22 protein-coding genes and 1 pseudogene are annotated in these 22,867 nt (G+C 72.2%); 10 read left to right on the top strand and 13 right to left on the bottom strand.

The genetic code is table 11. The annotated features are described in order from the left end of the window. Nucleotides 1–32: 32 nt before the first annotated feature. Nucleotides 33–578, top strand: coding sequence for a hypothetical protein (locus tag ACMTAK_RS37495; RefSeq protein WP_413810268.1), 546 nt, complete (start codon nt 33–35; stop codon nt 576–578). 40 nt (nt 579–618) lie between these two features. Here ACMTAK_RS37495 and ACMTAK_RS37490 read toward each other — a convergent pair whose 3' ends face one another. Together ACMTAK_RS37490 and ACMTAK_RS37485 are read right to left on the bottom strand one after the other, a co-directional pair. Further along, nucleotides 619–1,287: a lysoplasmalogenase gene (locus ACMTAK_RS37490; protein ID WP_413810267.1), complete on the bottom strand. Its 669-nt coding sequence runs from the start codon at nt 1,285–1,287 to the stop codon at nt 619–621. Next, nucleotides 1,284–2,192 (bottom strand): sterol desaturase family protein, encoded by a 909-nt coding sequence (locus tag ACMTAK_RS37485; RefSeq protein ID WP_413810266.1) that lies wholly within the window; start codon nt 2,190–2,192, stop codon nt 1,284–1,286. Before ACMTAK_RS37485 ends, ACMTAK_RS37490 begins: the two co-directional genes overlap by 4 nt. Nucleotides 2,193–2,327: 135 nt before the next feature. Here ACMTAK_RS37485 and ACMTAK_RS37480 point away from each other — a divergent pair, with 135 nt between their 5' ends. From ACMTAK_RS37480 to ACMTAK_RS37450, 7 genes and pseudogenes are all read left to right on the top strand, one after another. Further along, nucleotides 2,328–3,155: a hypothetical protein gene (locus tag ACMTAK_RS37480; RefSeq protein ID WP_413810265.1), complete on the top strand. Its 828-nt coding sequence runs from the start codon at nt 2,328–2,330 to the stop codon at nt 3,153–3,155. A 214-nt stretch (nt 3,156–3,369) separates the two neighbouring features. Continuing rightward, nucleotides 3,370–4,356 carry a DEDDh family exonuclease gene (locus tag ACMTAK_RS37475; RefSeq protein ID WP_413810264.1) on the top strand — a complete coding sequence of 329 codons (987 nt, stop codon included), beginning with the start codon at nt 3,370–3,372 and terminating at the stop codon, nt 4,354–4,356. Nucleotides 4,357–4,419: 63 nt separating this feature from the next. Then, nucleotides 4,420–4,653, top strand: a complete 234-nt coding sequence (locus ACMTAK_RS37470) for a hypothetical protein (protein WP_201853613.1) — start codon at nt 4,420–4,422, stop codon at nt 4,651–4,653. Between the two features lie 77 nt (nt 4,654–4,730). After that, complete coding sequence (locus ACMTAK_RS37465; RefSeq protein WP_413810263.1) at nt 4,731–5,540, top strand: SURF1 family cytochrome oxidase biogenesis protein; 810 nt, start codon at nt 4,731–4,733, stop codon at nt 5,538–5,540. Nucleotides 5,541–5,559: 19 nt separating this feature from the next. Continuing rightward, nucleotides 5,560–5,955 (top strand): trehalase-like domain-containing protein, encoded by a 396-nt coding sequence (locus tag ACMTAK_RS37460; RefSeq protein ID WP_413810262.1) that lies wholly within the window; start codon nt 5,560–5,562, stop codon nt 5,953–5,955. Further along, nucleotides 5,919–6,203 (top strand): annotated as a pseudogene (locus ACMTAK_RS37455) (glycoside hydrolase family 15 protein); the annotation flags it as partial. The gene ACMTAK_RS37460 and the pseudogene ACMTAK_RS37455, both read left to right, overlap by 37 nt. 44 nt (nt 6,204–6,247) lie before the next feature. Beyond that, nucleotides 6,248–7,003 carry an SDR family oxidoreductase gene (locus ACMTAK_RS37450; protein WP_413810261.1) on the top strand — a complete coding sequence of 252 codons (756 nt, stop codon included), beginning with the start codon at nt 6,248–6,250 and terminating at the stop codon, nt 7,001–7,003. A gap of 626 nt (nt 7,004–7,629) precedes the next feature. Here ACMTAK_RS37450 and amaP read toward each other — a convergent pair. Genes amaP through ACMTAK_RS37425 form a run of 5 tightly spaced genes read right to left on the bottom strand, consistent with a single transcriptional unit; the run spans nt 7,630 to nt 10,115 of the window. Beyond that, nucleotides 7,630–8,184, bottom strand: coding sequence for an alkaline shock response membrane anchor protein AmaP (gene amaP / locus ACMTAK_RS37445; RefSeq protein WP_413810260.1), 555 nt, complete (start codon nt 8,182–8,184; stop codon nt 7,630–7,632). A 7-nt stretch (nt 8,185–8,191) separates the two neighbouring features. Next, nucleotides 8,192–8,884: a DUF6286 domain-containing protein gene (locus ACMTAK_RS37440; RefSeq protein ID WP_413810259.1), complete on the bottom strand. Its 693-nt coding sequence runs from the start codon at nt 8,882–8,884 to the stop codon at nt 8,192–8,194. After that, a complete protein-coding gene (locus tag ACMTAK_RS37435; protein ID WP_413813113.1) occupies nt 8,881–9,327 on the bottom strand; it encodes an Asp23/Gls24 family envelope stress response protein in 447 nt (148 codons plus the stop codon). Before ACMTAK_RS37435 ends, ACMTAK_RS37440 begins: the two co-directional genes overlap by 4 nt. A gap of 30 nt (nt 9,328–9,357) precedes the next feature. After that, a complete protein-coding gene (locus tag ACMTAK_RS37430; RefSeq protein WP_020872298.1) occupies nt 9,358–9,549 on the bottom strand; it encodes a hypothetical protein in 192 nt (63 codons plus the stop codon). Between the two features lie 41 nt (nt 9,550–9,590). Beyond that, nucleotides 9,591–10,115, bottom strand: a complete 525-nt coding sequence (locus ACMTAK_RS37425) for an Asp23/Gls24 family envelope stress response protein (RefSeq protein ID WP_413810258.1) — start codon at nt 10,113–10,115, stop codon at nt 9,591–9,593. Between the two features lie 172 nt (nt 10,116–10,287). Here ACMTAK_RS37425 and ACMTAK_RS37420 point away from each other — a divergent pair, with 172 nt between their 5' ends. Then, nucleotides 10,288–10,992, top strand: coding sequence for a hypothetical protein (locus ACMTAK_RS37420; RefSeq protein ID WP_413810257.1), 705 nt, complete (start codon nt 10,288–10,290; stop codon nt 10,990–10,992). 32 nt (nt 10,993–11,024) lie between these two features. On the opposite strand, the gene ACMTAK_RS37415 is transcribed toward ACMTAK_RS37420, so the two are convergent. Beyond that, nucleotides 11,025–11,516 (bottom strand): response regulator, encoded by a 492-nt coding sequence (locus ACMTAK_RS37415; RefSeq protein ID WP_413810256.1) that lies wholly within the window; start codon nt 11,514–11,516, stop codon nt 11,025–11,027. Then, nucleotides 11,516–15,919: a HAMP domain-containing protein gene (locus ACMTAK_RS37410; RefSeq protein ID WP_413810255.1), complete on the bottom strand. Its 4,404-nt coding sequence runs from the start codon at nt 15,917–15,919 to the stop codon at nt 11,516–11,518. The genes ACMTAK_RS37415 and ACMTAK_RS37410 overlap by 1 nt, the downstream gene beginning before the upstream one ends. Before the next feature lie 93 nt (nt 15,920–16,012). Here ACMTAK_RS37410 and ACMTAK_RS37405 point away from each other — a divergent pair, with 93 nt between their 5' ends. After that, the gene (locus ACMTAK_RS37405; RefSeq protein WP_413810254.1) at nt 16,013–17,914 is read left to right on the top strand and encodes a SpoIIE family protein phosphatase; all 1,902 of its coding nucleotides are present in this window, start codon (nt 16,013–16,015) and stop codon (nt 17,912–17,914) included. 105 nt (nt 17,915–18,019) lie between these two features. Here ACMTAK_RS37405 and ACMTAK_RS37400 read toward each other — a convergent pair whose 3' ends face one another. The 4 genes from ACMTAK_RS37400 to ACMTAK_RS37385 form a co-directional block, all read right to left on the bottom strand. Continuing rightward, complete coding sequence (locus tag ACMTAK_RS37400; protein WP_413810253.1) at nt 18,020–18,799, bottom strand: enoyl-CoA hydratase/isomerase family protein; 780 nt, start codon at nt 18,797–18,799, stop codon at nt 18,020–18,022. Between the two features lie 122 nt (nt 18,800–18,921). After that, nucleotides 18,922–19,143, bottom strand: coding sequence for a helix-turn-helix domain-containing protein (locus ACMTAK_RS37395; RefSeq protein ID WP_020872291.1), 222 nt, complete (start codon nt 19,141–19,143; stop codon nt 18,922–18,924). 423 nt (nt 19,144–19,566) lie between these two features. After that, nucleotides 19,567–21,165 carry an ABC-F family ATP-binding cassette domain-containing protein gene (locus ACMTAK_RS37390; protein ID WP_413810252.1) on the bottom strand — a complete coding sequence of 533 codons (1,599 nt, stop codon included), beginning with the start codon at nt 21,163–21,165 and terminating at the stop codon, nt 19,567–19,569. Nucleotides 21,166–21,313: 148 nt separating this feature from the next. Further along, entirely contained in the window at nt 21,314–22,792 is a 1,479-nt protein-coding gene (locus ACMTAK_RS37385; RefSeq protein WP_413810251.1) for a hypothetical protein, read from the bottom strand. Nucleotides 22,793–22,867: the final 75 nt, after the last annotated feature.

Below are 22,867 nucleotides of genomic sequence, written 5' to 3'. Positions count from 1 at the left end.
AGCAGTCGCCCGGCGGCCCGTGCGTGTTCCCCATGAAGCCGCGAGAGGACCCCGTTCTGGTGCACCACGACTCCTGGGGACCGCTGCCGCCGCGGCCGGCCTACTCGCTGCTGATCCGGTTCGTGCTGACCGTGCTGCTGCTGCCGCTGTGGTGGGCGCTGATCGTGGTGATCTTCCTCGGCTTCATCGCCTTCGGGATCGTGGCCGAGATCCTTACGGTGATCCCCGGGTTCGAGAAGGGGTTCCTCGGTCTGATCGACAAGTTCGGGGACAGCGTGAAGATGTGGCCCGCCTGGTGCGTGACGCTCCCGGAGCTGCGGCACGAGGGCGACGCGGCCTTCTACCGGGCCCGGGTCGACAGGCGCATCGCCTCCTGGACCGCCAAGGAACTGGCCGCCCAGAAGGCGAAGAAGGCCCCGCCGCCGGGCCCGCACGACATCCCCGTGCGCGAGTACCGCGGAGTGGGCGCGGGCTATGTGGTCGAGGCGGCGCGGGCCCGGGACTGGGAGCTGAGCCATGACCGCCACTCGGACCCGCTGCGGGTGGTCCGGCTCAGGCGGCTGCCGGTCACGGGCTGACGAGCGCCGCGGACGTACGGGCGTCACCGCCTTACGGGCGTCACCGGCTGACGAGCGCCCGTTCCGGCGCGGGGCGCGGGACCGCGCCGCGCGCAGTCCCCGCCGCCAGCAGCCACTGGGCGGCTGTGTAGGTGGCCATGATCCAGAACTGGGGCACCGGCGGCCGTGGCCAGTCGGCGAGCCCGGCGGCGATCAGGGTGTCGGAGAGCATGAACAGCGCCCCGCCGAGCCCGGTCCGCACACCCGCCCCGAGCGCGGCCAGCGCCATGACCGTCAGCAACAGGCTGTAGCCCGCGACGGGAAGCCGCAGATGTGCCGCGAGGCCGGGCCACAGCAGCGCCACCGTGCCCAGCCACGCGGCCCCGTACCCGGCGGCCACCCAGGGCCGCGTACGGCGCCGCCCGGCGCGGGCGAACAGCGCCAGATAGCAGAGGTGCCCGGCCGCGAAGCACCCCATTCCGGCCAGGAACGCGGTCTCGCCGCCGACCTGCAGCAGCACATCGCCCCCGCAGCCGCACAGCAGCGCGGCCGGAAGCGGCCACGGCCCGCCGCGCGTCAGGGCCCATACGGCGAGCACGGGCATCAGGGCGGGCTTGGTGAGGTGGACGGCGGCGGTGCCGTCCACGAGCAGCGCGCCCAGGTGAACGGCGGTCAGCAGCGCGAAGAGAGCCCGCAGGACCGTCGTCGCGCGCCCGGCCGCGGCCGTCACCGCACGCTCTCGCCGACCGGCTCCGGCCGCCCGGCCTCCGGGGAACCGGCCTCCGGGAGACCCGCCTCCGGGACCGTCGCGGGCTGCCAGCCCGGTCCCCGGAAGACCCGGCCCGCCCGCTCGCGCCAGTCCCGCGCCGCCGCGATGTCGCGGGCGATGGCCGCGTACTCGTGCGTGGCCACGCGCAGCGGGTTGTAGGTGTCGATGTTCTTCGTCAGGCCGTAGACGGGCCGTTCGGTCTCGGGGACGAAGGACCCGAAGAGCCGGTCCCAGACGATGAGGATGCCCCCGAAGTTGCGGTCCAGGTAGCCGCCTTGGGAGGCGTGGTGGACGCGGTGGTGCGAGGGGGTGTTGAAGACGAACTCGACGGGGCGCGGCAGGGCGCCGATCCGCTCGGTGTGGATCCAGAACTGGTAGACGAGGTTCACCGACGAGCAGAACGCCACCGCCGCCGGATGCACCCCGAGCGCGATCATCGGCACGTAGAACGGCCAGACGGTCCAGGTGGTCCACGGCTGCCGCAGGGCGGTGGTGAAGTTGAACTTGCGGCTGGAGTGGTGCACCACATGGCACGCCCACAGGATGCGGATGACATGGTGCCCGCGGTGCGACCAGTAGTAGAAGAAGTCCTGGGCGAGCAGCATCAGCGGCAGCGTCCACCACGTCACCGGGACGCGCAGCGGGGTGAGTTCGTGGATGGCGGCGTAGATCGCCACAATCGGGATCTTCCACAGCAGATCGAAGACCAGGCTGCCGAGCCCCATGGTGACGCTGGTCGCGGCGTCCTTCGCCGCGTAGCCCTCGGCGTCGTCGTCGGGGTGGAAGCGGTAGCTCACCATCTCCACGACGGCGAGCAGGACAAAGGCCGGTATCGACCACATCACGGCATTGGGCAGGTGCGGCATGTCCGCAACATAGAACCGCCCATAAGGGCGCCGCTAGGGGTAGTTACCAACAAGTATGGTAGATGCGGCGTCAACAACAGGCCCCGCCTCGGACGGCATGGCCGATGGCGGCATGGCCGATTAAGCTCCCCGCCTGTGCGCAGAGCCAGAGAACGGTTCCGGATCGGCGGCACGGCCTTCGCCTGCCTGCTGTCGGCGCTCACCACGGGGTGCTCCTCCGGGTCGGGCGGCGATGACTCCTCCTCAGCCCTGATGGACGCGGTGGGGCACATCTCGACCGCGGGCACGAAGGGGGCCCAGGTCTCCTATCTCGACGCCGCCCGGGTGCGATCCCTGGAGAATGGCGAGAAGGGCGAGAAGGGTGACTCCCAGCGGTTCCGCGCCGTCGGCCAGGCGGGCAGTCCGCTGATGACGGGCTACCGCTTCAACGCCCATGCCTATGGCCTCGATCCGGCCATGATCGACACCGATGTGACCAATGGATACGCCGGGCACTGGCAGGGCTCCTTCGACGCGGACCGCGTCACCGCCAAGCTCAAGGCGGGCGGATTCGCCCGGCGCGCCTGGCACGGCGAGACGGTCTGGACGAAGGACGGGATCACCCTCCAGGTCGCCAAGGACGAGATCTCCTTCGGCTACGCCGGTAAGGACCTGTCGGCGGTGCGCCCGGCCAAGGGCAGGTCCGTGGCGGACGACCCGGACTACCGGGCGCTGGGCGACTGTCTGGGCGATGTCTACCGGGTCGACTTCGGCGGGAAGAACCCCAAGGACCCGGTGCGCCTCTCGGCCACCGGACAGCTGGCGAAGTCCGCGAACCAGACATCCGGGGTCATCTGCGCCCTCACCGACGGCAAACGGACCGCCGAACGGGCCGCCGACCGCCTGAAGTCCGTCATCCGCCAGCGGGCCCCGCGCTTCGATGGCGCCAAGGTGACGGTCTCACCGGGGATTCGCCCGGGGTGAAGGTGACGGTGCCCGACCGCCCGGCCGACAAGCGTGCCGGCCGCCTCCTCATCAGCGACGTCGATCTGCAGCTGGCCCTGTCCAGGCTCTGACCCGCCGCATACGGGCTCCGACCCGCCGCCCGGGTCCGACGCCCCGTCAACCCCGGTACGGCGAACGTCCCGACCGGCCCGCCGGTCAGGGTTGTCGGTGACGGCCCGTATCCTCATTGACCATGCTCGAAGACCCCACGGCAGCCGCCCCGCACCTCGCCCCGCCGTCCTCCTGGCCGGCCACCTATCCGCAGGGGTACGCGGTCGTCGACGTGGAGACCACCGGCCTCGCCCGCGACGACCGGATCGTCTCCGCGGCGGTCTATCAGCTCGACGCCCGGGGCGCGGTGCAGGACCACTGGTACACGCTGGTCAATCCGCAGCGCGATCCGGGCCCGGTGTGGATCCACGGCCTCACCGAGGAGATGCTCGCGGGGGCCCCGCGCTTCCCCGAGATCGCCGCGGAGCTCTCCGAGCGCCTGGCCGACCGCGTCCTGGTGGCGCACAACGCCGCCTTCGACTGGTCGATGCTCGCCCGCGAGTACGCCCGCACCCGCAGCGCCGCGCCGGTGCGGCAGCGGCTGTGCACCATCGCCCTCTCCAAGGAGCTGGGCCTGCCGCTGCCCAACCACAAGCTGGAGACCCTCGCCGCGCACTACGGAGTGGTCCAGCGGCGCGCCCACCACGCCCTGGACGACGCGCGGGTGCTCGCCGAGACCTTCCGGCCCAGCCTCCACCGCGCCGCCGAGACCGGGCTGCGGCTGCCGCTGCTGGCCTGCCAGCCGCTCACCGAGTGGTCCGACGGCCCGGCCATCGGCCGCCAGCGGTCGTACCAGCAGAGCTGGCGCCCCAGCCGCAAGCGCCCCGCCTGCCCCTACCCCAACCCCGGGCGCTACGAGCCGGGTGGGCAGCTGGTCCAGGGCATGCGGGTGGCGTTCTCCGGGGACACCTCCGTGGACCGCGAGCTGCTGGAGGACCGGGCCATCGAGGCCGGGCTGCACGTGGCCACCAGCGTCTCCCGGCTCACCAGCGTGCTGGTCACCAACGACCCCGAGTCGCCCACGTCCAAGACCACCAAGGCCCGCTCCTTCGGCACGCCCGTCATCGACGAGGCCGCCTTCATGCAGCTCCTCCAGGACGTCACTCCCGCGCCGCCGACAAACAGGTGAAGTCGGCGCGACGCGCCCGCCCGCCGCTCGCCCACCACCGCGCGGCCCCGCACGCTGAGGCGTATGGCACGTTGTGAGGTCTGCGGAAACGACTACCGGATGACATTCGAAGTACACGCACAGGGCAATGTGCACGTCTTCGACTGTTTCCAGTGCGCCATCCACCGCATGGCGCCCATTTGTGAGCACTGCCGGGCCCAGATCATCGGGCAGGGCGTGGAGGCCGACGGCCACTTCTACTGCTGTGCGCACTGCGCGCGGGCGGAAGGGAAGGTGGGCATCGTCGACCATGTGTGAACCCGGCCACCTGCGTGGATTGTCCTGGGCCGCCCCCAGCGGTCGAGGGACAATCCACGCCGAGTAGGGTCAAGGATGTGTACCGCTTCCTGTTGACCCGGCAGTGGGTGATCCTCACACTCGTGGCCCTGGCCCTGATCCCGACGATGATCAGGCTGGGTTTCTGGCAGCTGCACCGCCATGAGCACCGGGTCGCGCAGAACCAGCTGATCGGGGACAACCTCGACGCCCCGCCCGTGGCCGTCGAGAAGGTCACCGCCCCCGGCCGTACGGTCCCCCGCGACGACACCTGGCGCACGGTGACCGCCACCGGCACCTATGACACCGCCCATGAGGTCGTCGTCCGCCAGCGCACCGGCTCCGACGAGCAGTCCATCGGCTACTTCGTGCTCACCCCCATGCTGCTCCCGGACGACCGCGCGGTGCTGGTCAACCGGGGCTGGATCCCGGCGGGCACGGACCTCACCAAGTTCCCCAAGGTCCCCGCCGCCCCCTCCGGCAAGGTCACCGTCACCGGTCGGCTGAAGGCCGACGAGACCACCGGCAACAGCGGCATCAAGGACAAGCAGGGGCTGCCGCCCCGCCAGGTCTCGCTGATCAACAGCGAGCAGCAGGCGAAGGCGCTGTCCCGGCCCGTCCTCGGCGGCTACATCGAGCTCACCTCGTCCTCCCCCAAGGGCGGCAAGCAGCCCCAGCCGGTCGCCGCGCCCAACCACAGCGACATCGGCCCGCACATGGCGTACGCCGTCCAGTGGTGGCTGTTCTCCGCCGGTGTGCCCATCGGCTGGTTCGTGCTGGCCCGCCGCGAGCGCCGGGACCGCGCCGCCGAGGCCGCGAAGGCGGCGGCCACACCGGAGAAGGTCCCCGCCACCGCCGCCACGGACTAGGTCCTTCTGACGGATCTCGGTGGAAGAAGGACCCCAGGCCCCCGCCCAGCGGATCTTGGACGGGCAGGGCCTGGGAGGTGCTTCCCCGGGAAGGCGCCGACATGGCCCAGCGCATCGACGACTATGGGGCTCCGCCCCTGGACCCCCACCGGGGCTCCGCGGCTACGCCCTCATCGGTGATCACCAGACGGTGGCACTGATCAGCCGCCATGGCTCGATCGACTGGCTGTGCCGGCCCCGCTTCGACTCCCCGGCCTGCTTCGCCGCGCTCCTCGGCGACCGTGACAACGGCCACTGGCGGCTCGCCCCCAAGGGCGCCGGCGCCTGCACCCGCCGCGGCTACCTCGACGGCTCCCTCGTCCTGGAGTCGGTCCGGGAGACGCCGTCCGCAGCGAACTCAGCGAGGACGGTCTGATCCGCCGCTGCACCACCGACGGCGGCGTGGACGGCCTCCCCGGCGCCGAGGGCACCTTCCTCGCCTGCTCCTTCTGGCTCGCCGACGCCCTCCAGCTGGCCGGCCGCCGCAAGGACGCCCTGGTCCTCTTCGAACGCCTCCTCGCGCTCCGCAACGACGTCGGGCCGCTCGCCGAGGAGTACGACCCGGCGACCGGCCGGCAGCTCGGCAACTTCCCGCAGGCGTTCAGCCGCATCGGACTGGTTGGGGACCGCCCTCACCCTCGCGGAACGGCCCAGGGCAGACTGACCCCATGGATCTTGGACTCAAAGACCGGGTGTACATCGTCACCGGGGCCACCCGCGGGCTGGGGCTCGCGGCCGCCCGTGAGCTGATCGCCGACGGTGCGAAGACCGTCATCACCGGCCGCGACGCCGACACGGCGGCCGCCGTCGCCGCCGACCTCGGTCCGAACGCGGTCGGGGTCGCCGCCGACAACGCCGACGCCGAGGCGGCGGCCCGCCTCATCGCCACCGCCCAGGAGCGCTTCGGCGGCTTCGACGGCGTCCTCATCAGCGTCGGCGGCCCGCCGGCCGGGCTGACCGCCGACATCACCGACGCCCAGTGGCAGGCCGCCTTCGACTCCGTCTTCCTCGGCGCCGTCCGCCTCGCCCGCGCCGCCGCGGAGCGGCTCCCCTCCGGGGGCGTGATCGGCTTCGTCCTCTCCGGCTCCGTCCGCGAGCCGATCCCCGGCCTCACCGTCTCCAACGGCCTGCGCCCCGGCCTCGCGGGCTTCGCCAAGTCCCTCTCCCTCGAGGTCGGCCCCCGCGGCATCCGCGTCGTGGGCCTCCTCCCGGCCCGCATCGACACCGACCGCGTGCGCGAGCTCGATGCCCTCTCCGGCGACGCGGAGGCCTCGCGGGAGCGGAACGCGGCGGCGATTCCGCTGCGGCGGTACGGGGCGCCCGAGGAATTCGGCAAGGCCGCGGCGTTCCTGCTCTCGCCTGCGGCGTCGTATCTGACCGGGCTGATGCTTCCGGTGGACGGCGGGGCCCTCCACAACATCTGAGGGGTCGCCTCCGGCGGGCATTCCCCCACCCCGCCCCTCCCCGAAACTATGGGGCTCCGCCCCCTGGACCCCACCTGGGCTCCGCCCCGGACCCCGCTCCTCAACCGCCGGAAAGGCTGACTTCCGGGCAAGCCCGCCCCCAGCCCCTCCGGATTCTCTCCGGCCCCTCCGGCGTTTGAGGAGCTGGGCCGGGACGGCGCAGCCCCAGCAGGGGCCGTGGGGGCGCAGCCCCCCGGGGGGTCGTGAGGGCGCAGCCCCCGGAAGTCGTGAGGGCGCAGCCCCGGAGGGCGCGAGGGCAGAGCCCCAACGGGGGCGGGGCACAGCCCCCCGAGGGCGTGGGGGCGGGCCCCCCGAGGGTCGTGGGGGCGCAGTCCCCCGAGGGATCGTGGAGGCACAGCCCCCCGAGGGATCGTGGAGGCACAGCCTGCCCGAGGGACCGTGGAGGCGCAGCCCCCGGAAGTCGTGAGGACGCAGCCCCGGAGGGCGCGAGGGCAGAGCCCCAACGGGGGCGGGGCGCAGCCCCCGGGGGGTCGTGGGGCACAGCCCCCGGGGGTCGTAGGGGCGCGGCCCCTGCGTTTCGGGGAGGGGCGGGGTGGGGGAATCCCGCCGGAGGCGCACACGGGCCGTTACCGCGCCCGCTCCGCCCCGTGCCGCGCCACCCGCAGCCGCACCTCCGCCGGAAGCCGCTCCAGGCCCGCCGACGTGCGGGCGCGCTCCAGGGCCTCCGCCCGCACCGCGTCCAGAGTCGACAGCGGATCCGCCCGCGCGTCCAGCGCCAAGCCCATCCGGGCCTCCGGTGTCGTCCGGCGGCCCCGTAGCAGGACGTGGGCACGTTCCACTCCGTCCAGCGACTCCGCGTCCGACAAGAGGGCGGCCTCCAGGGCGCGGCCGCGTAGCAGGGCGCCCTCGCCGTCGCCCGTCTCCACGAGCACTTCCTGGAGGCGACGCCGTCGCAGCTGGACCAGGAACCAGCACACCGAAAGCACGAACAGCACCGCCAGCGCCGCGATGACGGCCGGCCACCACCATCCGGTGTCCCGCCACCGCGTGCGGTCCGCCCGGCTGAGCAGCACATCGTCGCGGCCGTCGAACGGCGGCCACCCGGCCAGGACCACCGCGCCCGCGGCGGCCAGCACCAGCCCCACGAGCCCCAGCAGCACCCGGTTGACGACACTCAGCATGTGGCGCTCACCCCTTCGACTTCGCGGAGCGCCGTACGTGGACGGAGAGGGCGGGCGGCCGGGCCAGGCCGAGTTGGCGGATGCCCTCGTGGAGGGCGGTGTCCAGATCCGCGCGTACCTCGTCGAGGTCGCGGAAGTGGGCCAGCGCGCGGGCCCTGATCCGCCGACGGCCCACGTCCACGCGGGCCGACCGGACACCCGGCACCTCCATCGCCCGGTCCCGCAGCACCAGCCCCGCCGACGTTCGGTCGATTCCCGCTCGAACGGCGGCCTCGGCTTCTGCCTCCGGCCCCGACTCCGGCTCCGGCACCGGCACCCGCATCGGCAGTAGCCCCCGCAGCCCCGGCGCCATCGCGAGGATCACCATCCACACCCCCAGCACGGCCAGCAGCGCCGCCCCGCCCACGGTCCACGCGTTGTCCAGCGGCCGCGAGGCGAGTTCATCGGCGAGCCAGTCCCGCCACCGCATGGCGCGCCGCCCCGACCGCACGGCCGCCACGTCGTACAGCAGCAGCCCGCTGACGGCGGCGATGACCAGGGCGACGATCCCGGCCGGTACCCGCCGCTCTGACCAGAAGCGCCGGACGCGCCCGGGCGGATCCCCGTCCCCGGTACCGGAACCGGCACCCGTCCCCGTTCCCGCCCTCGCGCCGTACGCCGACGCCGAGGCGGACTGACTCATCTTCTGGTCCGCGTTCATCGCACCCTGTCCCTCCCCCGACGCGCCCTGCGCTCCGGGCGCTCCCACTGCGGCACATGCAGCCTCTCGACCGTCACCGCGACCTCGGGCACCTCCATGCCCGTCATCTCGCCTACCCGTTCGATCACCTGACGACGCACCGCACCGCAGTGCGCGCCGATGTCCGAGGGATAGCCGAGCTCGACGGAGACCCGGACGCGCGCGACGCCCCCGCGCACCGCGGCGACCGCGTACGGCCGCGCCGCACCGACGACATCGGCGAGGACGACCTCACCGGGGTCCACTCCGGGGTCCACACCGGCATCCGCACCCGCATCCGCACCGCCGGCCGCACCGGCATCCGCCGCGCCGCCGCCCCGCAACGCCTCCCGCGCCGCCTGCGAGGCGATCTTCGCTACGACCCGGTCCGCGATCCGCGTCGCACCCCGCTCACCCGGCTCCACCACGGCACGTCCCTACGGTCGTCATGGCGCTCACCGTGGCCGTCCGTCACGGCCACGGGAACGGAAGAAGTCGCCCGGTTCCAGATCACCGTCCAGGAACCGGCCGACGATGAACCCGACGGCTCCCAACGCCGCCACCAGCAGAAAGGCCCCGAAACCACCGAAGTAACCTGCGAAAGCCAGCGCCATTCCCGCGATCATCCCGACCACGGCCATGCTCATTGTGTGCTCCTTCGCTGGAGCCGACCGGAACCGCTGCCGGCCTACTGGAGCCGCGGCTCCGGCGATTCCTCTTCCTCGTCCGGCAACTTCACGTCGCTGACCGCGATATTGACCTCGACGACCTCGAGGCCGGTCATCCGCTCGACCGCCGCGATCACGTTCTCCCGTACGGCCCGTGCGACATCGGCGATGGAGACGCCGTAGTCCACCACGATCTCCAGGTCGAGGGCCGTCTGTACCTCCCCCACCTCCGCCTTCACCCCGCGGGCGACCGACCGGCCACCGGGCACCCGGTCCCGTACGACCCCGAAGGTACGCGCGAGACCTCCGCCCATGGCGTGGACGCCGACCACATCGCGGGCCGCCATGCCCGCGATCTTCTCGACGACGCCGTCGGCGATGGTGGTGCGCCCCCGTACGGCCGGGTCGCCTCCGCCCCGCCGGTTCCGATCGGTGGCGGCGGCCGCCGCGGCGATGCCGGGCCCGGCGCCCAGTGTCCTGGGCGTACCGGCGGCGGGTTCCGTGGCGGGGTTCTCGGGTCGGTTCCGTGGCGCGGTCTCGGACATCACCGATCGTCCCTTCCGAGGCGAAGAGCGGTGGAAGCGATTTCCGCTCGCTCTATTTGCCACCTTAAAGGGGCTTTCCCCGAACCGCTTCGGAGATGCGGCACTCGCGCGATCGATACGGCAGGCTGAGAGCGGTAGGGCTCACGTCCGTACGGCGGTTAGGGGTGACACGGTGGTCACGGACCGGCTCGCGCAGACCGTAAGGGAGCAATTGCGGATCGGTCGGCTGCTGCCCCTGGGCGAGCGGGAGGACGGCTCCTGGATCACCGAACGCGCGGCGAGCGATGTGCTCGGGCGGGCCGCCGCCGAGGTCCCCGGTGCGCGTCTGGGAGCGCTGCGGATCGGGCCCGCCGACCCCGACACCGCCCGGACGCCCGCGGTTCCGCCCCCGCCGAGCGCGCTGCCGCCGGGGCCCCTGCGCATCGCGGCGGAGTGCGGGGCGACTCTGGAGGAACCACTTCCGGTGACGGCGGACCGGCTGCGCGACGTACTGCTCGACGCGGCGACGGACCGGCTGGGCCTGCTGGTGGAGGCGGTGGACATACGGGTGACGGAGGTGCTGGACGAGTTCCCGGCCCCGCCCCCGGCGGCCCCGCGACCCCGTCGGGCCGAAAGCCCCGCCCCGGATCCCGCCACCGCGGCCGTCGCCCGCGCCGCCGCCTCCGTACCCGGCGTCGCCCAGCTCGCGCCGGTGCTGGGCTCGCCCCGGGCCGTGCGGATCGAGGGTGCGCACATCCGGATCGAACTGGCCGTGGCGGCGGATCACCGCGCCGTGGACGTGGCGAGGGCGGTACGAACGGCGGTGGCGCGGGCCGCCCCGGCCCCGGGAGACCAGCCGCCCACGGTGGCCGTCCTCGTCACGGCCGTGGAGTCCTGACCAGACCCTGGCCAGAGCCCGGCCCCGGCCGGTCACTCCTCGGCGTACTTCCGCAGCCCCTCGACCGTGCGCTCCAGCTCCTCGACCCGGTCGGCCAGCTGCTCCGTCCGCGCCTCGAGCCGGCGGTTCTTGCGGTGCATCTCCAGGAACACATTGACCTTCGTCCGCAGCAGCCAGGGATCGAAGGGCTTGGTGAGGAAGTCGGCCGCGCCGATCGCATAGCCCCGGTAGGCGTAGTCGGAGTCGGCGTCGGTCCCGGTCAGCAAGATGATCGGGACGTCCTTGGTCTGGTCGAGCCGCTTGATGTTGGCGGCTGTCTCGAAGCCGTCCATGCCCGGCATCAGCACGTCGAGCAGAACGACGGCGAAGTCCTGCCGCAGCATCGCCTTCAGCGCCTCCTCGCCGGAACGGGCGCGGACGAGTTGCTGATCGAGCGGGCCGAGGACCGCCTCCAGCGCGATCAGGTTCTCCTCCATGTCGTCGACGATGAGGATTCCGGCCTTCTCGGACACGCTCGTAGTCATCACTCCCCCTGCCTCGGCCTCGGTGGACCGGTCTCAGCAGGCGCGGCGTCCTCTCCGGATACGCCCTTTCCGGACACGGCGGTGTCACCGTCAGACCCGTCAGACGTGGCGTCATCGCTCCCGGGCTCACCCGCCTGCCCCGACTCTCCCGACTCGCCCGACTCCCCCACCTCGACGTCCGGATCGAGCAGATCGAGGATCGCCGACATCAGGCGGTCGACGTCCACGGGCTTGGGGACATAGCCATTGGCGCCGCTGTCGATGGCCTTCTCCCGGTCGCCGGGCATGACCTTCGCGGTCAGGGCGAGGATCGGCACATCGGCGAGGCGTGGTGTGCTCCGGATGGCCCGGATCGTCTCGTACCCGTCCATCTCCGGCATCATCACGTCCATCAGGACCAGTGAGACGTCCGGGTTGCGGTGCAGCACCTCCAGCCCCTCGCGGCCGTTCTCCGCGTACTTCACCGTCATGCCGACCCGGCCCAGCACATGCGTGAGTGCGAAGACGTTCCGGATGTCGTCGTCGACGATCAGGATGCGGCGGCCGTTCAGGATCTGGCCCGGACGTCCGTGCTGCCACTCCTTGAGCTGGGTGGTCCCCGGCCAGCCGTCGTCGTGGTCCTCGCCCTCGGCCTCCCGCTCACTCCCGGCCTCGGCCTCCGCCCCGCCGCCCGGGGCCCGGATGGCGAGCCGGCTGGCGACCAGGTTGTCCGCCCCGCCGAAGACCCCGCTCGGGGCGTGGTCGGCGGTGTCCGGCAGCGTCTCGTCCGAGGCGGGGGCGGCCGCCGGGACGGTGGAGCCGGTGGCCCTGGGGTCCGAGGGGTCGGGCGCCGGGGCGACGCCGCTGTAGCGCGCGGGGACGTAGAGGGTGAAGCGGGAGCCGACGCCCAGTTCGCTCTCGGCCACGATCCGGCCGCCGAGCATTCCGGCGATCTCCCGGCTGATGGACAGGCCGAGGCCCGTCCCGCCGTACTTCCGGCTGGTGGTGCCGTCGGACTGCTGGAACGCCTCGAAGATCACCGGCAGTTTCTCCGGCGGGATGCCGATACCGGTGTCGGTGACGGAGAACGCGATGACGGCGTCCGCGGCCCGCAGCGCCTCCTCCTCGAACTCCGCTCCCGGGGTGCGCTCGACGCGCAGCGACACCCCGCCCGAGGAGGTGAACTTCACGGCGTTGGAGAGCAGATTGCGCAGGATCTGCTGGAGCCGCTGCTCGTCGGAGAACATCTCGCGCGGTACGTCCTCGCCGACCGTGATCTCGAACGACAGGCCCCGGTCGACGGCGAGCGGCCGGAAGGTGGCGTTCACATAGTCGAGGATCTTGACCAGCGGCAGCTTCTTCGGACGGACGTCCATCCGGCCCGCCTCGATCTTCGACAGATCCAGGACGTCGTTGATCAGCTGGAGCAGATCGGAGCCGGAGCGGTGGATGGTGGCGGCGAACTGCACCTCCTGGGGGGACAGCCGGTCCTCGGGGTTGTCGGCGAGCAGCCGGGCCAGGATGAGCAGCGAGTTCAGCGGGGTGCGCAGCTCATGCGACATATTGGCCAGGAACTCGGACTTGTACTGGGATGCGGTCGCCAGCAGCGCGGCCTTCTCCTCCAGCTCCGCGTTGGAGCGCTGGAGCTCGTTCGAGCGCTGGCGCAGCTCGGTGGTGAGCCGCTGGGACTCGGAGAGGAGCGACTCGGTGCGGGCGTTGGCGATGATGGTGTTGATCGAGACGCCGATGGTGTTGACGAACTGGTCGACGAAGGCCAGGTGGACCTCGCTGAACCGGCTGAACGAGGCCAGCTCGATCACTCCGAGCACCTGGTCCTCGTAGAGGATCGGCAGGATCACCACGCTGGCCGGGAGCGCGGAGCCCAGCCCGGAGTCGATGGTGATGTAGTCGGGCGGGACGTCGTTGATGAGGATCCGCCTCTTCTCCATCGCCGCCTGGGCGACCAGCCCGCGGCCCCGGGGGCCGGACCGCCGCGTCTGGCCGTCGCCCCGGACCGCGTCCTGATCGGTTCCGTATCCGGCGATGAGCTCCAGCCCCTCCCCGGGCCTGGCGCCGGCCGCGCTGAGGAAGAACGCCCCGAACTGCGCGTTGACCAGCGGGGTCAGCTCGCTCAGGATCAGATCGGCGACCTCGACCAGATCGCGGTGGCCCTGCATCAGGGAGGCGATACGGGCCAGGTTGGACTCCAGCCAGTCCTTCGCGCGGGTGGTCTCGCGGAGGTTGGCGACCATCAGATTGACGTTGTTCTTCAGCGCGGCGACCTCGCCCTGCGCCTCGACCGAGATGGACCCGGACATATCACCCTGGGCGACGGCGGACGCGACCTCGGCGATCGCGCGCACCTGGGTGGTCAGATTGAGGGCCAGCTCGTTCACGCCGGTGGTCAGCCGCTTCCAGGTCCCGTAGACGCCCTCGACCCGGGCCTGGCCGCCCAGCCGGCCCTCGCTGCCGACCTCGCGGGCCACCCGCGTCACCTCGTCGGAGAACGAGGAGAGCGTGTCGACCATGGTGTTGATGGTGGTCTTCAGCTCGAGGATCTCGCCGCGCGCGTCGACGTCGATCTTCTTTCTCAGATCGCCCTCCGCCACCGCGGTGGCGACCTGCGCGATATTGCGGACCTGGGACGTCAGGTTGGACGCCATGAAGTTCACGTTGTCCGTAAGGTCCTTCCAGACCCCGGAGACGCCCGGCACTCCGGCCCGGCCGCCCAGCTGGCCCTCGGTGCCGACCTCGCGCGCCACCCGGGTGACCTCGTCGGCGAACGAGCGCAGCTGCTGGACCATGGTGTTCACGGTGTCCTTGAGCTCCAGGATCTCGCCCCGGGCATCGACCGTGATCTTCTTCGACAGATCGCCGTTGGCGACCGCCGTGGTGACCTGGGCGATGTTGCGGACCTGGGAGGTCAGATTCAGGGCCATGAAGTTGACGTTCTCGGTGAGGTCCCGCCAGACCCCGGAGACGCCGCGCACCTGGGCCTGACCGCCGAGGTTGCCCTCGGTGCCGACCTCGCGGGCCACCCGCGTCACCTCGTCGGCGAAGGACGACAGCCGGTCCACCATGGTGTTGATCGTCGACTTCACCTCCAGGATCTCGCCCTTGGCCTCCACCGTGATCGTCTTGCTCAGATCGCCCTCCGCCACGGCGGTGGCGACCTGGGCGATGTTGCGGACCTGGGAGGTGAGGTTGTCCGCCATGGAGTTGACGTTCTGCGTAAGGTCCTTCCACACCCCGGAGACGCCGCGGACCTGGGCCCGGCCGCCCAGCCGGCCCTCGGTGCCCACTTCGCGCGCCACCCGGGTCACCTCGTCGGCGAAGGCGGAGAGCTGGTCGACCATGGTGTTGATCGTCGACTTGAGCTGGAGGATCTCGCCCTTCGCATCCACGGTGATCTTCTGCGAGAGATCACCGGTGGCGACGGCCGTGGTCACCTGGGCGATATTGCGGACCTGGGAGGTCAGGTTGGACGCCATGAAGTTGACGCTGTCCGTGAGGTCCTTCCACACCCCGGAGACGCCGCGGACCTGGGCCCGGCCGCCCAGCTCACCCTCGGTGCCCACCTCGCGCGCCACCCGCGTCACCTCGTCGGCGAACGCGCCCAGCTGGTCGACCATGGTGTTCACGGTCAGCTTGAGCTCCAGCAGCTCACCGGTGGCCTCGACCGTCACCTGGCGGGTGAGGTCACCGCGGGCGACCGCCGTGGTCACCTCGGCGATGTCACGGACCTGCGCGGTGAGCCGGGAGGCCATGGTGTTGACGGCCTCCGTGACCATGCGCCAGTCGCCGGAGAGCCCCTGCACCTTGGCGCGACCGCCCAGCCGTCCCTCGGTGCCGACCTCGCGGGCGATACGGGTCAGCTCGCCGGTGAACAGCGACAGCTGGTCCACCGTGCGGTTCACCCCGCGTCCCAGCCGCCGCAGATCGCCGCGGAGCTGGCGGTTGCCGTCGTGCAGATCCACCCGCTGGGTCAGATCGCCGGACGCGATCGCGTCGAGCACCCGCGTGGCGTTGGACACCGGGCCGACCAGGGCGTCCACCAGCTGATTGGCCGCGTCCACATTGGTGGCCCAGGCCCCCGGGCCGGGACTCGCGGTGATCCGCTCGTCCAGCCTGCCCTGGCGCACCACCTCGCGGCGCACCCGGTGCAGCTCCCCGGACAGATGCGCGTTGCGCACCGCGAGCTGGTTGAAGACCCCGGCCATCTCGCCGACCAGCCCCTCGGCCGAGGTGTCCGCGCGGGCGGTGAAGTCACCGTCACACAGGGCGTTCATCGCCGCCAGCAGGGACCGCAGCTCGGCCGCGGACGCGGTCTGCGCATCGCGCGCCGGGCCGGAGGGCCGAGCGTTTTCCGGACATTCCACGGGCGGGGCCGGGGAAGTCTCGGTGGTGACCGGGTCGAGGGCCATGGCGTCGCCTCTTAAAGATCATTCATATCCCCCTGTCTGTCATAATATGGCACCTAGATGGCCTAAACCGCCCGTATTGCCCTGGAGCCGCATGTGGGAGCTTTGTTTCCTCTCGCACGTGAGTCCGTCTCGCGGACGACGCTGCCCGGAAGCGTGCGCGCGCCCGGCGCGGCACGCGCCTTCATCCGTACGGCGCTCACCGGACGGAGCGCGGCGGAGGCGTTCGCCCCGGTCCCCCTCGAGGAGCGGGCGATCCACGACGCGTTGCTGCTGGTGAGCGAGCTGGTCACCAATGCCGTGCTGCACGCGGGCACCCGGGTCGAGGTGGTCTGCCGGCTCCAGCCGGGCGACGGCGCCGCCGGGGAGGGCTACGGGCGGGAGGGCGGCCCCTGCGGGCCCGAGGAGACGAGCGGTCCGGACGATGTGCCCGGGGACGTGCCGAGGCGGCCGGGGATCGTCATCGAGGTGGCGGACCTCCACCCCGCCAGCACCGTCTACGGAGGACCTGAGACCCAGCGCCGGGGCCGCGGCCGCGGGCTCCAGCTGATCGGGGCGCTCGCCGAATCCTGGGGCGTGACCTATCACCGCACCCGTAAGGCGGTCTGGTTCCGGCTGGACGCCGAGCGGGCGGGCACCGAGCTCGACGCCGTCCCCACCAGCGCGCTCGGGCGCGAGCTGCGGTTCGCCGAGACCCTGGCCCCCATCGCACCCCGTGAACAGCGCGATCCGACCGCCGACTGGGTGGACCGCGGCGGACCGTCCTTCCTCGCCGAGGCCAGCGAACTCCTCACCGGCCAGCTTGACGAGAACATGGTGGCCGCCCTCGCCGGGCAGCTCCTGGTGCCCCGGCTGGCCGACTGGTGCGCGGTCTGGCTGACCACCGAGAGCGGCGGGCTCCAGCTCGCCCGCGTCTGGCACAGCAATGAGCACCGTATCGGCGCGCTCCGCATGTCGCTGGAGCGGCATCCGCCGCCGACCGGGCTCGGCTCGGCGGGCACCTCCTGGCCCTGGCCCGGGGTGGCGGACAGCCAGGGGGCCGGCGGATCGGCGGTGTGCTTCCCGCTGATCGCACACGGCCGCAGCCATGGGGTCCTGCTGCTCGGCCGGGCGGGCGTGCCCCGCATGGCGGAGGGCGTGGTGCGGCTCTCGGAGGACGTGGCGCGGCGGGTGGCCCAGGCGGTGGCCACGGCCCGGCAGTACACCCGTCAGGCGACGATCAGCCGGGCGCTCCAGCGCCGCCAGCTGCCCACGTCGCTGGCCCATATCCCGGGGGTGGACACGGCGATCGTCTACGAGCCGCACGGCGAGGGGCAGACCGTCGGCGGCGACTTCTACGACCTGTTCCCCATGAGCGACCGCCGCTGGTGCTTCCTGCTGGGCGATGTCCAGGGCAGCGACCCGGAGGCGATGTCGGTCACCGGGCTGGCCCGCCATCTGGTGCGGCTGCTGGCCCGCGAGGGCCATGGGGTGGAGTCGGTGCTCAACCGGCTGAACCAGGCGCTGGTGGAGGAGGAGACGGAGGCGGCGGAGATCGACGGCGAGCAGTCCCGGCCGCGCTTCCTGAGCCTGCTCTACGGGGAGCTGGAGCCGGACCCGGCCGGGGGCGGCGCCCGCTGCACCCTGGCGAGCGCCGGCCATCCGCTGCCGCTGCGGCTGACCACCCAGGGCGCGGTGGCGCCCGCCGCCTCCCCGCAGATGCTGCTCGGCATCGACGAGAACCCGGACTTCCACGCCGACACACTGGCCCTGGAGCCCGGCGAGACGCTGCTGTGCGTCACCGACGGGGTGACCGAGCGGCGCAACGGCCTCCGTCAGCTGGATGACGACGACGGTCTGTCGGACATCCTGCGGGACTGTGTGGGGCTGGGCGCCAAGGCGGTCGCGGAGCGGGTGCGGCGCGCCGCGCATGACTTCAGCCCCGAGCCGATCGACGACGATCTGGCGGTGCTGGTGCTGGAGGCGGTGCCGCCGGTGGCGCCGCGGCGGATGGGGTGACGGGGCGGGCAGCCCCACCGGGGGCGGCGTGAACGGTTCGCGTCGGTGCCCGACGACGCTCGTTGGTCCGTAACGCGCTCGCGCCCCGCGCTTAGGGACTGTCTTCTAGTCCGTCAGCCCCGCCAGGTCGCGCAGCCGGCGGGCCTGGGCGGCGCGCTCGGCGGCGCGCTGCTCCTCGTAGCCGCGGTCCACGGCGCCCCGCAGCAGCGCCTTGGTCTCGACCACGGCGTCACGGGGCGCGGCGAGCAGAGCCCCGGCCAGGTCCTGGACCGCGCCGTCGAGCTCGGCGGCGGGCACCACGAGATTGGCCAGTCCGGTCCGCTCGGCCTCCTCTGCGTGGACGAAGCGCCCGGTCGCGCACATCTCCAGCGCACGGGCGTAGCCGACCAGGCCGACCAGCGGATGGGTGCCGGTGAGGTCCGGGATCAGCCCGAGGCTGGTCTCGCGCATGGCGAACTGCGCGTCGTCCGCGCAGACCCGCAGGTCGCAGGCGAGCGCGAGCTGGAAACCGGCCCCGACGGCATGGCCCTGGACGGCGGCGATCGACACGATGTCGTTCCGCCGCCACCAGGTGAACGCGTCCTGGTACCCGGCGATGGTCGCGTCCAGCTCGCTGTCGGAACCGCGCGCCATGTCGCGGAACGACGGCTCGCCGTCGAACCCCTCGGGCGTGAACGCCTGACGGTCCAGGCCCGCCGAGAAGGACTTGCCCTCGGCGCGCAGCACCACGACGCGCACGGTGCCCGGCACCAGCTTTCCGGCCTCGGCCAGCGCCCGCCACAAGGCGGGCGACTGAGCGTTGCGCTTCGCCGGGTTGTTCAGGGTCACCGTGGCGACCGTGTCATCGACGGTGAGCTGAACGCCGTCCTTGTCGAGCAGGGTCACAGGGGCCTCCGGTCGGGTGCGGTCAGTACAAGTGACTGCACAGTAACCACCCGGCCGAACCGACGATCAGCCGGGTGGCACCCCTGTCCCTACCTGCTGATGGTGATGGAGCATGCGGGCGATCAGGCCGAGGCGGTCTTCTTGCCTCGCGTCGCACCGCCGCGTCCCCGTAGGGAAACTCCGGATTCGCTGAGCATCCGGTGAACGAATCCGTAGGAACGGCCGGTCTCCTCGGCCAGCGCCCGGATGCTCGCCCCGGAGTCGTACTTCTTCTTCAGGTCTGCCGCGAGCTTTTCGCGCGCGGCGCCGGTCACCCGGCTGCCCTTCTTCAGAGTCTCGGCCACCCGTGCCTCCTCATGGGAAGTGCGCTCTGGACTCTCATGATCACCCCTACAGGCCTTCCTGGCCACCCATTCGGCAAGGTCTGTGGATGAAGGATTGCGGTAAATCGCGGCACGGCGGCCTTCGGAAGCAAGGATTCCGGCGCTGTTCAACCTGACACTCTTTCGTGTTCATCGACGAAGAGCCAGGTCAGGGCATACGTGAGCTACGTCGCAGACATCCGGACCGGCGCACGGCACGTGGTGTGCGCCGGTGGCCTACGACGCGCCGCGATACCAGCCGTTCTCACTCAGATGATGGATCACGCCTAGGCCGAATGATCTACAAGAAGGGAATCGGACCGGAGGAACCGGACTCTTGGGGCGGCGTCCGGAACGCCACCCCCGGCCCTCCGCCGGGCCCGCACCGCCCGCCGTCGGGCCTCGTCAGGCGAGCGCGACGAGGTCCGCGTACTCCTGGCCCCACAGATCCTCGACACCGTCCGGAAGCAGAATGATCCGCTCCGGCTGCAGCGCGTCCACGGCGCCCTCGTCGTGGGTCACCAGGACCACCGCACCGGCGAAGGTGCGCAGCGCACCGAGGATCTCCTCACGGCTGGCCGGGTCGAGGTTGTTGGTGGGCTCGTCCAGCAGCAGCACATTGGCCGAGGAGACCACCAGGGTGGCCAGCGCCAGCCGGGTCTTCTCACCGCCGGAGAGCACCCGGGCCGGCTTGTCCACGTCGTCACCGGAGAACAGGAAGGACCCGAGCGTCTTACGGATGTCGACCAGGTCGAGATCCGGGGCGGCCGAGCGCATGTTCTCCAGGACCGTGCGCTCCGGGTCGAGCGTCTCGTGCTCCTGCGCGTAGTAGCCCAGCTTCAGCCCGTGTCCGGGGGTCACCTGGCCGGTGTCCGGCTTCTCGACCCCGGCCAGCAGCCGCAGCAGGGTCGTCTTACCGGCGCCGTTCAGCCCCAGGATGACGACCCGGGATCCCTTGTCGACGGCCAGGTTGACATCGGTGAAGATCTCCAGGGAGCCGTACGACTTCGACAGCCCCTCCGCGGTCAGCGGGGTCTTGCCGCACGGGGCCGGATCGGGGAAGCGCAGCTTGGCGACCTTGTCGGACTGCCGGGCCTCCTCCAGACCGGCCAGCAGCTTCTCGGCGCGGCGCGCCATGTTCTGCGCGGCCACGGTCTTGGTCGCCTTGGCGCGCATCTTGTCGGCCTGCGCGTTGAGCGCCGCGGCCTTCTTCTCGGCGTTGGCGCGCTCGCGCTTGCGGCGTTTCTCGTCGGCCTCGCGCTGGGCCTGGTAGAGCTTCCAGCCCATGTTGTAGATGTCTATCACCGAGCGGTTGGCGTCGAGGTAGAAGACCTTGTTGACCACCGTCTCGACGAGGTCGGCATCGTGGGAGATGACGAGGAAGCCGCCGTTGTAGGTCTTCAGGTAGTCCCGCAGCCAGGTGATCGAGTCGGCGTCGAGGTGGTTGGTGGGCTCGTCCAGCAGCAGGATGTCGGAGTCCGAGAAGAGGATCCTGGCCAGCTCGACCCGGCGCCGCTGACCGCCGGAGAGCGTATGGAGCGGCTGGCCGAGCACCCGGTCGGGCAGGCCGAGGCTGGCGGCGATGGTCGCGGCCTCCGCCTCGGCGGCGTATCCGCCCTTGGTGAGGAACTCGGTCTCCAGGCGCTCGTACTTCTTCATCGCGCGCTCGCGGGTGGCGCCCTTGCCGTTGGCCATCCGGTCCTCGTTCTCGCGCATCTTGCGGAGCACGGAGTCGAGCTCGCGGGCCGAGAGGATGCGGTCACGGGCGAGGACGTCGAGGTCGCCGGTGCGCGGGTCCTGCGGGAGGTAGCCGACCTGACCGGAGCGAGTGATGGTGCCGCCGGCCGGGATGCCCTCACCGGCCAGGCACTTGGTGAGCGTGGTCTTGCCCGCGCCGTTGCGGCCGACCAGACCGATGCGGTCGCCCCTGGCGATGCGGAAGGAAGCGGACTCGATGAGGACGCGGGCGCCGGCACGCAGCTCGACGCCGGAGGCGGTGATCACGGGAATTACTCCTGGGCAGGGTGGACGGCGGACGGGACGGACGAGGGCGGCCGACGCCGTCTAATGCACGAGGAGAATTGCCATGCGGCTAGTTTAGCGGGGCGGGCAAGTCGATTTTCCCCCGGCTTTCCCCCCGGCCGCCGTTGCCTCAGGCCCCGCCCGTGTGCACCTGGAAGGCCGCCCGGCGCACCGCCTTGGCCAGGGCCGGATCGGGGTGGGCCGCGGCCAGCGCCACCAGGACCTGCACGGTGCGGGGGTGCCCCACCGCCCGTACCTCCGCCAGCAGCGCGGGCACGGTGCCCTGGACGGCGGACTCCAGGTGGCGGACGAGCAGCGGGCTCTCCCCGTGGTCGGAGATGGCCGCGGCGGTGTCCACCCACAGCCAGGTGGCCTCCTCGCGGGTGAGCGCGTCCAGCGCCTCGTCCGGGTCGGCGCCCTCGTGCTCGGCGAGCCACAGGAGCGCGTACGGCCGCAGACACGATTCGTCGACGACCGCCCGCACGTTGGGCTCGGCGGGCGCCCCGACGACGCGCAGCGCCTCGAAGGCGAGCCCGCGCAGCAGCGCGTCGTCGCCACGCGCCGCGTCGATGAGCTCGACGACGGCGCTGCCGACGGGGCGGGCGGCCAGCCAGGCGCGGTACTCGGCACGGGCGGGGCCCGGGGTCAGGCCCGCACAGCCGCGCAGCATGTCGGCGGCGTGCTGCTCGATGTTCCCGGCCGGGCTCTGGGCGGCGACGCAGATCTGCTCGAGCTTGACCCACACCGCCCAGTTGCCGAGCGCGGTCAGCTCGGCCTCCCGGCGGTCGCCCTTGTCGTCGTCGGCCGCGCTCCCGGCGCCCTCCGGCGCCTCCGGCCCGTCCTCGGGTTCCTCCCGCACCGTGAGCGCCCCGACGGACGAGAGGGCGTCCAGGGCCCAGTCGAGCAGCCCCTCCAGCGTGGCGGCGTCCTCGGCGTCCTTGGCGTCGTCGGCGCTCGCGGTACCCCCGGCGCCCTCCGCGGGCTCCCGGTCCTCCGTGACCTCCTGGGGGACCTCGCACCGCTCGGTGCGCAGCTCGGCGACCCGCTGCCGGAGCATGTCCAGCAGGGTGGAGATCGGCACGGGACCGGCCGAGAGCTGCAGCAGGGAGAGCAGCTGCGGTACGGCCTCGACGACCTCGGCGACCGCCGTCGGCTCGGCCGTCTCGGGGGCGGGGCAGGCCAGGGACCACGCGTCCAGGAGCGCGACCCAGCCCCGCAGCACGGCGCTGTCGTCCCGGTCCCACGCCTGGAGCCGCCAGCCGGGGCGGGTGGTGCCCGCGTGGTGCTCGATGAGGCCGATGAGGCGGGCGCGGTCCCAGTCGGTCCGCACCTCCCGCTCGCTCACCCCGAGCGCTTCGGTGGCGCGGGCGGCGGCCTCGTCGGACAGCGCCCCGGGCGCGCCGTGCTCGGCCGCGGCCCAGTGGGCGATCGCCACGGCCCCGGTGAGCCCCGCCCGGGCCTGCCGGGCCAGCTCCGACGGCGGCGGAGTGCCCTCCGGCGGACGGGGCGCCGGTCTTGAGCCACGGTTCACCGCGGGCCGGCGGGCCGTGGCCATCGGCCGGTTACGGACAAGTCGGAGCCGGGAGTCGCGCGGAGTACGGGACGTCACGGAAGCAGTCTCGCCTTTGACGGCCCGAAAGCCCAATCGGCACCCGTCCGGCGGTCGCCGCGAAGGGTTCACGCC

This window comes from Streptomyces lacaronensis, assembly GCF_047337785.1.
Classification (GTDB): Bacteria; Actinomycetota; Actinomycetes; order Streptomycetales; family Streptomycetaceae; genus Streptomyces; species Streptomyces lycopersici.
This window is presented reverse-complemented; position numbering and strand designations above follow the sequence as displayed.